This window comes from Paenarthrobacter sp. YIM B13468, from assembly GCF_042788025.1.
GTDB classification, from domain to species: domain Bacteria; phylum Actinomycetota; class Actinomycetes; order Actinomycetales; family Micrococcaceae; genus Arthrobacter; species Arthrobacter aromaticivorans.
The window spans coordinates 34,517-46,498 of the sequence record NZ_JBHZPI010000026.1 but is presented as its reverse complement, the minus strand read 5'-3'; the positions used below and the strand labels follow the sequence as shown (position 1 = coordinate 46,498).

At 60.8% G+C, this 11,982-nt stretch carries 12 protein-coding genes; 11 read left to right on the top strand and 1 reads right to left on the bottom strand.

Annotation, left to right across the window (positions count from 1 at the left end; all coding sequences use genetic code 11):
* Positions 1-109 precede the first annotated feature (109 nt).
* From ACFX4T_RS21305 to ACFX4T_RS21255, 11 genes are all read left to right on the top strand, one after another.
* Entirely contained in the window at positions 110-730 is a 621-nt protein-coding gene (locus ACFX4T_RS21305) for a DedA family protein (RefSeq protein ID WP_377653966.1), read from the top strand.
* Positions 731-824: 94 nt separating this feature from the next.
* Positions 825-1,127, top strand: a complete 303-nt coding sequence (locus ACFX4T_RS21300; protein ID WP_377653964.1) for an urease subunit gamma — start codon at positions 825-827, stop codon at positions 1,125-1,127.
* 8 nt (positions 1,128-1,135) lie between these two features.
* Positions 1,136-1,504: an urease subunit beta gene (locus tag ACFX4T_RS21295; RefSeq protein WP_377653962.1), complete on the top strand. Its 369-nt coding sequence runs from the start codon at positions 1,136-1,138 to the stop codon at positions 1,502-1,504.
* The gene (gene ureC, locus ACFX4T_RS21290) at positions 1,501-3,231 is read left to right on the top strand and encodes an urease subunit alpha (RefSeq protein WP_377653960.1); all 1,731 of its coding nucleotides are present in this window, start codon (positions 1,501-1,503) and stop codon (positions 3,229-3,231) included. The genes ACFX4T_RS21295 and ureC overlap by 4 nt, the downstream gene beginning before the upstream one ends.
* 16 nt (positions 3,232-3,247) lie before the next feature.
* Complete coding sequence (ureE, locus tag ACFX4T_RS21285; protein ID WP_377653958.1) at positions 3,248-3,721, top strand: urease accessory protein UreE; 474 nt, start codon at positions 3,248-3,250, stop codon at positions 3,719-3,721.
* Between the two features lie 159 nt (positions 3,722-3,880).
* Positions 3,881-4,552 (top strand): urease accessory protein UreF, encoded by a 672-nt coding sequence (locus tag ACFX4T_RS21280; RefSeq protein ID WP_377653956.1) that lies wholly within the window; start codon positions 3,881-3,883, stop codon positions 4,550-4,552.
* Between the two features lie 11 nt (positions 4,553-4,563).
* The gene (gene ureG / locus ACFX4T_RS21275) at positions 4,564-5,181 is read left to right on the top strand and encodes an urease accessory protein UreG (RefSeq protein WP_377653954.1); all 618 of its coding nucleotides are present in this window, start codon (positions 4,564-4,566) and stop codon (positions 5,179-5,181) included.
* Complete coding sequence (locus ACFX4T_RS21270) at positions 5,178-6,206, top strand: urease accessory protein UreD (protein WP_377653952.1); 1,029 nt, start codon at positions 5,178-5,180, stop codon at positions 6,204-6,206. Before ureG ends, ACFX4T_RS21270 begins: the two co-directional genes overlap by 4 nt.
* Positions 6,206-7,246, top strand: a complete 1,041-nt coding sequence (locus ACFX4T_RS21265) for a HoxN/HupN/NixA family nickel/cobalt transporter (RefSeq protein ID WP_377653950.1) — start codon at positions 6,206-6,208, stop codon at positions 7,244-7,246. The genes ACFX4T_RS21270 and ACFX4T_RS21265 overlap by 1 nt, the downstream gene beginning before the upstream one ends.
* 69 nt (positions 7,247-7,315) lie before the next feature.
* On the top strand, positions 7,316-7,825 hold the full coding sequence (locus ACFX4T_RS21260; RefSeq protein ID WP_377653948.1) for an RNA polymerase sigma factor: 510 nt from the start codon (positions 7,316-7,318) through the stop codon (positions 7,823-7,825).
* Between the two features lies 1 nt (position 7,826).
* Positions 7,827-8,858, top strand: coding sequence for a hypothetical protein (locus ACFX4T_RS21255; protein ID WP_377653946.1), 1,032 nt, complete (start codon positions 7,827-7,829; stop codon positions 8,856-8,858).
* Between the two features lie 70 nt (positions 8,859-8,928).
* Here ACFX4T_RS21255 and ACFX4T_RS21250 read toward each other — a convergent pair whose 3' ends face one another.
* Positions 8,929-11,694, bottom strand: a complete 2,766-nt coding sequence (locus tag ACFX4T_RS21250; RefSeq protein ID WP_377653944.1) for an alpha-amylase family glycosyl hydrolase — start codon at positions 11,692-11,694, stop codon at positions 8,929-8,931.
* Positions 11,695-11,982 lie beyond the last annotated feature (288 nt).

Below are 11,982 nucleotides of genomic sequence, written 5' to 3'. Positions count from 1 at the left end.
ACTCAACTAGTATATTAATGATGTATTAGGCTTGTCTATGGATAAGCCGCACTAAAACACAGCCCGAAGCGACTCCCATCAGAACCGCTGATCTGCCACACTCAGCCCTATGCAGTCGTTGTTCGACGGACTCCTTCACGCCAGCCCACTGGTGGTGATCTGCATAGTCTTCGCGTTGGTCTTCGCCGAGGATGCCTTGTTTATCGGCTTCGTAATCCCAGGCGAAACCGCCGCGGTGGTAGGGGGAGTCTTCGCCAGCCGGGGCGATCTTCCCTTATGGGGAATGATCCTGGTGGTCATCTCCGCAGCCATCCTCGGTGACACAGTCGGCTACGAGATCGGCAAGCACCTCGGTCCACGGATCATGGCCCTGAAACTCTTGGACAAGAGAAGGGCGCAGCTCCAAAAGGCCGAAGATTTCCTTGCCCGCCGCGGCGGCCTCGCCGTGTTCCTTGGCCGCTTCACAGCCTTTTTCCGCGCGGTGATGCCCGCGCTCGCCGGGCTGAGCCGAATGCCATACCGCCGCTTCGCAATCTGGAACTTCACCGGCGGCATCATCTGGGGCGCCTTGTTCGTGACCCTGGGATTCGTCGCGGGCAACTCGTACGAGGAATTAGCCCATGCCGTGGGGCGGGGTGCCGCAGTGGTGGTGGGCGTCGTCGTGGTTGTCCTCCTGGGCGTGTGGCAGTTCCGAAAACATCGAGCGGCGGCCAAGCCCACAGCTGAGTGAGACCCTCTGGAAATGTGGCCGAAACTTCCAGTCCTTACGCTGATCACAAACTGTCCCTACGTGTGCACCCCTGTAGCAGCTTGAAGGAGAATCAATGCACCTTTTGCCCCGTGAGCAGGAAAAACTCATGATCGTGGTGGCTGCCGATCTGGCCAGGCGAAGGCAGGCTCGCGGATTGAAGCTGAACTATCCCGAAGCCATCGCAATCATCAGCTACGAGCTCATCGAGGGCGCGCGGGACGGCAAATCCGTTGCGGAACTCATGAGCTACGGAACCACGTTGCTGCGTCGCGAAGACGTCATGGAAAGCGTGCCCGAGATGATCCACGACGTCCAAATCGAGGCCACGTTTCCCGACGGCACCAAGCTCGTCACTGTCCACAACCCCATTCGATAGGAGCCCCCATGATCCCCGGTGAATACAGGCTCCGCCCCGAGCCCGTCGCCTGCAACAGCGGCCGTGAGGCGATTGCCGTCGAAGTTGTCAATCGAGGTGACCGGCCCGTCCAGATCGGCTCGCACTACCACTTCGCCGAGGCCAACCGTGCCCTGGAGTTTGACCGTGAAGCGGCTTATGGCCGGCGTCTGGACATCCCCGCCGGTACCGCGGCCCGTTTCGAACCCGGCGACAAGAAGACCATTAACCTGGTGGAGTTGGCAGGTTTCCGCGAAGTTTTCGGCTTGAGCAACGCTGTCAACGGAAAGCTCGACGGCGGAACACGCCTTGGCGGGACCGCTCGCCCGGGCGTGGCCATGGAAGGAGACGCCAAGTGAGCTTCGAACTTCCCCGCCGGCAATACGCCGAGCTGTACGGCCCAACGACAGGTGACGCCATCCGTCTGGCAGACACCGAACTCTTCCTCGAAATCGAGAAGGACTACACGGTCTACGGGGAAGAAGTAGTGTTCGGCGGCGGCAAAGTAATCCGCGATGGCATGGGCCAAAACGGCCAGGCGACGCGCTCGGAGGACATCCCGGACACCGTCATCACCAACGTCATCGTCCTGGACTACTCAGGAATCTATAAAGCCGATGTCGCCCTGAAGGACGGCCACATTTTCAAGATCGGCAAAGCGGGCAACCCCCAGATCATGGACGGCGTGGACATCGTGATCGGTGCCAGCACGGAGATCATCGCCGGCGAACGGAAAATCCTCACAGCTGGCGGCATCGACACCCACATCCACTTCATTTCCCCCGAACAGGTTCCCACCGCACTCTGCAGCGGCGTCACCACGATGGTGGGCGGCGGCACCGGGCCTGCGGAAGGAACCAAAGCCACCACCATCACGCCCGGATCCTGGCATATCTCGCGGATGCTCCAGGCCGCCGAAGGGCTCCCCATCAACATCGGCCTGTTAGGCAAAGGCCATGCATCCGCCGTCGAGCCCCTCGCAGAGCAGATCCGCGCTGGTGCCGTAGGCCTGAAAGTCCATGAGGATTGGGGCTCCACCACGTCCTCCATCGACATGTCCCTGCGCGTGGCCGACGAATATGACGTCCAGGTGGCGATTCACACGGACACCCTCAACGAGTGCGGGTTCGTGGAAGACACCTTCAATGCGATCGACGGCCGTGTGATCCACACCTTCCACACCGAGGGTGCCGGTGGCGGCCACGCGCCGGACATCATCAAGATTGCCGGGCTGCCCAACGTATTACCCGCGTCCACCAACCCCACGTTGCCGTACACCAAGAACACCATTGAAGAGCACCTGGACATGCTCATGGTCTGCCACCACCTCAACCCGGACATCCCGGAAGACGTGGCCTTCGCAGACTCCCGCATCCGCGCGGAAACCATCGCAGCCGAGGACGTCCTGCACGATCTTGGCGTCTTCGCCATCACATCCTCGGACTCCCAGGCAATGGGCCGCGTGGGAGAAGTGATCACCAGGACCTGGCAAGTGGCTGATGCCATGAAACGGCAACGCGGGGTACTTCAGGATCCGTCCGGCGCTGTGCATGGTGCTGCAGATTCGGACAACTTCCGCCTCAAGCGCTACGTCGCCAAATACACCATCAACCCCGCCATCGCACAGGGCATGGCCGACGTCATCGGCTCCGTGGAAGAAGGGAAATTCGCCGACCTGGTGTTGTGGGACCCCGCCTTCTTTGGAGTGAAACCCGAACTCGTCATCAAAGGCGGACAGATCGCCTACGCACTTATGGGCGACTCCAACGCCTCCATTCCGACGCCCCAGCCCCGCACCATGCGGCCCATGTTCGCCACCTACGGCAAGGCACTCCAGCAGACGTCCATCACCTTCCTCTCCAAAGCAGCGGTCGACGCCGGAGTACCGGCCGAACTTGGCCTCGAACGCATCATCCGGCCCGTCGCCGGCATCAGGAACCTGCGCAAAGCCGACCTGAAGTTCAACGGCGAAACCCCGGACATCGTCGTCGACCCCGAAACCTACAAGGTGACAGTGGACGGCGTCGAAGCCACCTGCGAACCCTCCGACGTGCTGCCCATGGCGCAGCGCTACCACCTCTTCTAAACCCATAGGCGACCCCGTGATCATCGAAAAAATCCTCGGCAACCTCCACGAGCACCCCGACGACTATGCCAGCCACCACAAAGAAAAAGTCGTCCTCCCCAGCGCACTGCTCGTCAAACGCATCCAACGCGTCACCACCGACCACGGCAAAGAACTCGGCATTCGCCTCCCCACCGGATCCGGCGACCTGCGCGACGGCGACATCCTCGCCGTCGACGACACCAACCTCATCGTCATCTCCGTGCTGCCCACCGACGTCCTCGTCATTGCCCCGCGGAGCATCCACGAAATGGGGGTCGTCGCGCACTCCCTCGGCAACCGGCATCTACAGGCACAGTTCTTCGACTCCCTGTCTGAGTACGGAACCGACGTCATGGTGTGCCAGTATGACCACACCGTCGAGGACTATCTGAAGAGCGTCGGCGTCCCCTACGACAGGCAAGAGCGGGTCATGCCGGTGCCATTCCGCCATGCTGAGCATTCGCACTAATCCTCACACCCAAAGTCCGGGCGCACCTGTCGTGGTTGGCGAACCTTCGGCGGGTGATAGGGGCCGTGCCCGCTTCGCGATGCCCGCCACGCCGCGGCCCCTATCACCCGCCTTCGCCTGTCGGGCCAGCGTCAGCCCTGCGGGCCAACGAGGTTGCCGATGAGTGCGACATATCAGCTGGCTCTTCAACAATTGACGGACTCTGCGTTGCCTACGGGGGCGTTTGCTCATTCTTTGGGGTTTGAGGGCTACATCGAGCGTGGGCTTGTGGGGGATGAGGTTACGTTCGGCACTTGGCTCCATGCCTTCCTTGCGCAGCAGTTGACCTATTCGGATGGGTTGGCTGTGCGGTTCTTGTATGAGGGGGTGGATGTTGGTTTGTTGGATTCTGTTCTTTCTTCGCAGTTGTTGGCTCGGGAGGTGCGGGAGGCTTCTTTGAAAATGGGGGGACGGCTGCTGGAGATTGGTGGGGAGGTGTTTCCGTCGGCGGAGTTGGATCATTATCGGGATCTGCTTCGTGAGGGGGATGCTGTGGGGCATCAGCCCTTGGCCTTTGGCGTGATTGCGCGGTCATTGGGTGTTCCCTTTGAAGAGGCGCTTGCTGCGTATCTGTTTGCCACCGTTACTTCCTTGACGCAGAACGCCGTGCGCGCCATTCCGCTCGGACAGAACGCCGGGCAACGGGTACTTCGGCACGCGCACGACGCCGTTGCTGCCGCCGTCGAGGTTGTAGCACAACTGTGCTGGGACGACTTTGGGGCCGTGAGTCCCGGACTTGAAATTTCACAAATGCGGCACGAGCGGCAACGCGCCCGCATTTTCATGAGCTAACAGGAGGACACATGTCTGAACCCATCAAAATCGGCGTCGGCGGACCGGTCGGAGCCGGCAAGACACAACTCGTCGAGCGGATCACCCGGCACATGAGCGGCGACATTTCCATGGCCGCCATCACCAACGACATCTACACCATCGAAGACGCCAAAATCCTCGCGGCCAACGGCATCCTCCCCGAAGACCGCATCATCGGCGTCGAAACCGGCGGCTGCCCGCACACCGCAATCCGCGAAGACACCTCCATGAACACCGCGGCTATCGAGGAGCTCAAAACCCGGCACCCCGACCTTCAAGTGATCTTCGTAGAATCCGGAGGAGACAACCTCTCAGCCACCTTCAGCCCCGAACTCGTCGACTTCTCCATCTACATCATCGACGTAGCCCAAGGCGAAAAAATCCCCCGCAAAGCCGGCCAAGGGATGATCAAATCCGACCTTTTCATCATCAACAAAACGGACCTTGCGCCCCATGTTGGAGCGGACCTCTCAGTGATGGAGCGGGACTCCAAGGAATTCCGCGGCAACAAGCCCTTCTGCTTCACGAACCTCAAAACGGACGAAGGGTTGGACGCCGTCCTGAACTGGATCCGCCGGGACGTCCTGATGCTCGACTTGGCATCATGAGCGTTCATAGTCCGGCGGCCTCACCGGATGTAGGGGGCCGTGCCCGCTTCGCGATGCCCGCCACGCCGCGGCCCCCTACACCCGGCTCCGCCCCTTCTGCGGTCGAGTCGCCCCGCAAAAAAGGCACGGAAGGCCCGGCCCCGATAAATGACTCAGGGCCCGAGTCCGCGTTGGGCCCTTCGGAGCGGGTTGTCCGGGGGCGGCTTGAGCTTTGCGTCAGTGTGCGTGGCGGGAGGTCTGTTGCTTCTCGGCAGTTTCATGAGGGCGCTTTGAGAGTGTTGCGGCCGCACTATCTCGATCAGAGTGGGCAGGTTTGCTACGTCATCGTGAATCCTGGCGGGGCGTTTTTGGGGGCGGATTTGTTTGTTGTTGACGTGGAGGTCGAGGCTGGGGCGGATTTGTTGTTGACTACGCAGTCGGCTACGAAGGTTTATCGGACTCCGGGGTCGTTTGCTGAACAACGGATGCATGTGCGGCTGGGGGAGGGGACGCGATTGGAGTTGTTGCCCGACCAGTTGATCGCCTACCGGGAGGCGAGTTATCGACAGAATTCGCGTATCAGTCTCCACCCGACGTCGAGCCTTGTCATGGCCGAGGTGGTCACGCCGGGGTGGTCGCCGGACGGCGGGGTGTTCCGGTATGAGGAGTTGCGGCTGCGTAATGAGATTCATGTGGAAACCGGGGAGGAATCCCGGCTATTGGCCCTCGATAACCTCCTGATACGGCCGCCGCTGGGTGATGTAACTGGCTTGGGGTTCATGGAGGGTTTCAGCCACCTGGGATCGTTGGTGGTTGTTGATCCGAGGGTGGACCAGCAGCTTGCGGACGAGCTGTACCACGTGACGCGGGAGCACGATGCTTACACGGGCGTATCGCTGACCAATAGTGTTGGAGGGACCACGGGGCTTGTGCTGAGATCGTTGTCCAACAGCACCGATGAACTCCAAAATTTGCTGGGCTCTCTCACTAGCGTTCTCCGTGAACGTTGGTATGGTCAGGGACCCGTGAACTTGAGGAAGTATTGATGCCTGCGCTGATGGAGTTCGCCGCCATGTACCGGGATCGGGAGAAGTTGCCACTGCGCACGCGGCTACTTTTCACGTTCGGGGCGGTCGGCGCCCTGCACGTTGCCGCCGTCGTGCTTTTGCTGCTGGGTTCGGCAGGGGCGGCGCAGCCTTTGGCGCTCGGCTTGGTGATCACCGCCTACGTGGCCGGAATCAAGCACAGCTACGACTGGGACCACATCGCTGCGATCGATAACTCCACGCGCAAGTTCGTCGCGCAGCGCAAGGATCCAGTGAGCGTCGGCTTCGCTTTCAGCCTGGGCCACAGTTCCGTGGTCATCCTGGCGGGGCTCCTCGTGGTGGCGGGCGCAACGTTGATAGGCCAATTCATGGAGGACGGCACGGCGGGCAACAAGGTGCTGGGCTTGATCGGTAGCGGAGTGTCGGGTTTGTTCCTGCTGGGAATGGGCCTCTTCAACGGCTCTGCATTCATGCGTGCCACGCAGGTGTACTGGCGCGTCCAGGCGGGTGCAGCGATCAGTGAAGAAGACCTTGAGGCCAAAGGATTCGTTGCCCGGTTGCTGGCCAAGCCGCTGTCAAAGGTGGAGCGGCCGCGGAACATCTATGTGATCGGTTTCCTCTTCGGGCTCGGCTTCGATACGGCCACCACCATCGGACTACTTGTTATCACCACGACGGCGTCAATCGCCGGAGTCTCGCCGTTTGCCTTGATGGCGCTCCCGTTCGCGTTCGCCGCGGCCATGACGTTGTGCGATTCCATCAACGGCGTGGCCATGATGAAAATGTACAGCTCGGCCATCAAGGACCCCCAGCGCAAGCTTGGCTTCAATGTGGTGATCACCGGCATTTCGGCTGTCTCGGCCCTGTTCATCTCCTTGATCACGCTCGGGGGATTCGTCAACGCGGCGTTTGAACTCGAGGACCCGCTGACTACGTGGCTGGGAGGGATCGAGCTTGGCGACGCAGGCCTGGTCCTGGTGTGCCTGTTCCTGATCGCGTGGGCGGTTTCTGGCTGGCGTAAATTCTCCCAGCGCATGTAACCACAAGACCCCGGCCGGAAACTAAAGAAGTATCCTGCAGTTCAGGACACTACTTTCAGGGGGAAAATCGTGCTTTCCGAGCGCGAACTGGCGTTTATCGCCATTCACAAAAACAGCTATCCGTCCGTTTTCAGATTTGTCCGCCGCAGGGTGGAATCGGCGGAAATTGCCGAAGAAATCGCGGCGGACGTTTTCCGGGTCATCTGGCAAAAATGGGACGACGACTCTCAACCCGACCTCCCGTATCTGCTCACTGTCGCCCGCAATCTCGTGGGGAATGCCTACCGGAGTCGTGATCGCCAACAGGCGCTGCAGGAAAAGCTACGCACGACGGCGGTGGAGCGTTTCGGGGACGACTCCGAGAACGTCGTGGTACAGGATGCCATGGCCCGGCTCCGCGAACAGGACCGGGACATCCTCCAGCTGGCGTATTGGGATGGCTTGGGCTGCGTCGAAATCGCGCGGGTTCTGAACTGCAGTGAATCCGCAGCGAAGGTCCGCTTGCACCGCGCACGTGGTGCTTTCCGGAAACAGATGCCTGCAGGTGTCGAAACGACTACACACAAGATGGGAGTCTGAGATGGACCAGATCAAGAGCCAGATTTCCTCGATCGACCCTCTTGCCCAGGAACCAGAGGCCGAAATCAACGGCGAAGAAGCCTTGGCCCGGATGCTGACAGGCCCTCGGGTGTTCAGTGACACTGTGCCGGCTGGCGTGAGCTCGCTCCAGGATCGCAGGAACCGAAAGGTCCGGATTGCCGGAGCGCTGTTGCTGGGAGCCGCCGCCGTCACTGCCGGTGTCCTCGTGGCGGCCAACTTTGGGCCAATCAGCTCGACGCCGGCTCCGGCAGTCACCGTCACCACACCTGAGCCAACGCCAACGCCGAGTGTGTCCGCCACTTCTTCGGCCAGCGCTTCAGCGACCCCTTCCGGTGCTCCGACGCCGGTCACGCCCACTCAGCCGGCGCCTGCGATCGTTCCTCCGGTGGCACCAACGCCTACGCCAACCGTGCCGCCAGTTGCAGCATTGCAAAAGTTCACCTTCCCGGATGGACACATCTCCTTCAACTACCCGAGCGGTTGGACTGTCCAGACGGAGCAGGGGCCCTACCTTTCGGAGGAAACGAAGGCCGCATCCCAAGGGGCCACCATCCTGGACAGCGCGGGCGCCGAGGTGGCCCGCATCAATAGCGGCTTCTACGGTGACGGCACGGCGGGCAGCGTGGACCGGACAGTGCTCGACCGGGCAGTGGTTCCTGGCGTCAGGGACACGTCTGGGGGGCAAGTGGAGTTTGGCTTCTTCTCGAACAAAGTCCAATACATCCCCTATGACGGGCCCGCCTACGAGGGCATGCCTTCACCGCGTACAGGCCCGACGGACGATCCTCCCTTCTACGCCATGGATATTCGGTTGTCGTCCGAGTTGGAGGCAGGAGTTACTTCTTCCGGCACCAACCTGATCCGGATGCCCAACGGGTTCATGAACGCATACGTCGTGTTCGATTTCGACAAGCAGCCCACCTTCGCCACCCCTGAAGCAGCGAAGGCCTGGATGGGCAGCACGCAGTACGCCCAGTTGAAGGCGATGCTCCTGAGCGTGAGCTACAACTAGGAACCCCATCTGAGTAGCAGCTGATGCCCTTTTGAGCGTTCAAAAGGGCATCAGCTGCTACGTAGTTGGGCTAGCGGGTGGTGAGTAGATGGCTGGCGGGGTCGTACCGGAAGGTGACCGCGCCGCCGTCGTGCTTAAGGGCTATGTTGCTGCCGTTCGCGGCGCCGCCCAGACCGTAGTTCTCAGCCCAGGAGCCGTTGATCGCGGCTTTGAACTCGTAGTTCCCTGCAGGGAGGTTCGGCACTGCCAGTTTCCAGGTGCCATCGGTAGGATCCAAGGCAAGCTGGGCCTGCGGGCAATCAGGCATCCAGTCGCCGGCACAACCGAGCTCGGAGTTCAGGCTGCCGGGAACGGATACGGCAGCAGGCTGCTGACCGGCAACCGCGGCGGTAATCAGGTTCGTTGCGTGGTCGTAGAGGAATGTGACAGCGCCGCCACTGTGCGTGAACACCACATTCGGTCCGTTCAGAACGCCACCCGCTCCGTAGTTCTCGTCCCACGAGCCGTTGATCGCGGCCTTGAACTCATACGTTCCTGCCGGGAGGTTCGGGACGTTCAGCTGCCACAGACGGTGCGTTGGTTCGTAAGTCATCGACGCCTGCTCACACGACGGCTGCCAATCCTCCGTGCAGCCAAGCTCGGTGTTGAGGCTGCCTGCAACGGTCACGGTTTCGGGCTGCACAGGCTCACCCACCACGCCACTCCGCGGCTCGCTCGCGGAGGTCTGTCCCCTGTTGTCCAGCACCACCGCGCGATACTCCACTGACGCGCCCGACTCCAGGGAAGATACGTCGTGGAACACCTGGTACGGCGCGTTGTCATCCGTGCCGATCGACTGCCATTCGCCGCCCGCCGTCCGCGCCTGGAAAGTGACTTCGTAGAACGATTTACCGTCGACGTCTGCCGCCACCTTCAGGCGGGAAGGGTCACCAGCAGCCGTCACCGGCTTCTTGAGTACGACGCCGGGTGCCGCCTTGGATTGCGCGAGTCGCCCCGCTGCTTGGTACACCACGGTGGAAAGCGGAGGCACTGTGACGGTCAGTTTCGCCTGCGTGTCAGTCTTTGCATCGGCTGCAGCGTCGCCATAAACGAGGTTGAACGGCTGCTTCGCCTCGTACGTCGGGATCTCGGCTGTCTGCGCGCTCTCGCTGTTGTTCACGGCAACCACGTACTCACGTTGCTCTTTGGCATCGATGCGCGAGAAGGCGTAAATCCCGGGGCCGTCGGCGGCGTACCGGTTCTGCTGTGCGCCGCTGCGGAGGGTGGGGTGCTCGGCGGTGAGTGCAGCAAGTTCGCTGATCTTCTTGTACAGCGGGTGCCCGGTATCGAAGTTGTCTGTTGCATGCGTAGCGCTGGTGCCCAGAAGGTCGTCGTCAAGATATTCCTGAACCTTGCTGGCAAACATCGATTGGCGCGAGTCCTGGTCCCCACCTGCCCCCGTGAATCCTTGCTCGTCTCCGTAGTAGACAACGGGGTTACCCCGGGAGAAATACATCAGCTCGTGGGCGAGTTCATCGCGCTCGACGAGTTCGGCGTCGGAGGCCCCGGCGTTGTCCTGGGCGATGAACGTGCCGATACGGCCCATGTCGTGGTTTCCCAGGAAGGTGGGCAGCTGGTAGGCGTTGGAATCCGCATCCGTGTACCAGTCATCTCCGTTGAAGAACTCGGCCAAACCACTGGCCTTGCTGCTCTGGGAAGCGAAGCTGCGGGCAGCTCCCTGAAAACCGAAGTCGAGCACGGCCTGCATTTTGTTCCTGGTGGTGAATTTGGACGTGACGCTCTTTGAGGTGTCGAAGACCTCGCCAAACATGAAGAATTCGTCCTTGCCCTGCTCCTTGGCGTAGCTCAGGACCTGGGGGCCGAACTGCTGCCAGAATTCATCGTTCACGTGCTTCATGGTGTCGATGCGGAAGCCGTCGATGCCGAAATCCCGGATCCAGCTCTTGTAGACATCAACGAAGCCGTTGACCACGCGGGGATTCTCCGTGAACAGATCGTCCAAGCCGAAGAAGTCGCCGTAGAGCGCGTCCTCGCCGGAAAAGGTCGTGTTTCCCCGGTTGTGATAGAGCGTGGGATCGTTGAGCCAGGCGGGAACTTTGACGTCCTTCTCGGTTTCGGGGACCACCGGCGTGTAGGGGAAGGAAGTGGCTGGATCCAGCGCTGGAAAGTCCTGCGTACCGGCGTAGTCGTGGTCATCGAAAGCCTCACCGGCCGCCGTGCGGTACGGTTCGCTTTCCTTGGAAACGTACGGCGCTGACTCAGACTCCTGATACTGGATCACGTCCGCAGTGTGGTTGGTGATGATGTCGAAGTAGACCTTTATGCCGCGGGCATGGGCCGCTTCGATGAGTGTCTTAAGTTCAGCGTTCGTGCCCAGGTGGGGGTCGATCTGCGTGAAGTCCGTAACCCAGTACCCGTGGTAGCCAGCTGAGCTGTTGTCCAACTCGCCACCGCCCTGGACTGCCTTGTTCTTGAAGCTTGGCGTGAGCCAGAGGGCGTTGGTTCCCAAACCCTGGATGTAGTCCAAACGGTCCTGGAGGCCCTTCAGGTCACCACCGTTGTAGAAGCCCTTGCCGGTGGGGTCGTAGCCGGAGACCATCGGATCCGGGCCCAGCCCGCCGTCGTCGTTGACTTTCGTGCCGTTGTTGAAGCGGTCAGCCATGACGAAGTAGAAGTTCTGATTGCTGACGCCGCCGCGGATCGAGTGTTGGGCGGCGGGATCGGGGCTTGGTTTCTTGGTGGTGGCGGCGCTCGCGGGGAGAACGGTGGAAGCCGTCACCACTGCGGTGGCGAGTACGACGGCGGGAACAATGGATCTATAGCTGCGAGATAGCAAGTGATGGAACCTTCCGCTAAACGACTCTGTTGTGTGGCAACTCACAACTGTAAGCGCTTGCGGTGTCCTGATCCAGAGAATTAGACGATTTTCCGCATGTGAAGAGCTATTACACGGCCAATACTGGAAGCGTTTGCAGTGCTCTTACCCGAGAACGAGCCTAAATCCTGTTGTTCGCCTGCATGACACCATGCGGAAATGCTATGCAATTGCCTATAACGAAGCGTCTATGACTTGCATAGGGTTGAGGAGATCTGCTTCACACTAGGCACTGCTTCACAGCATGCA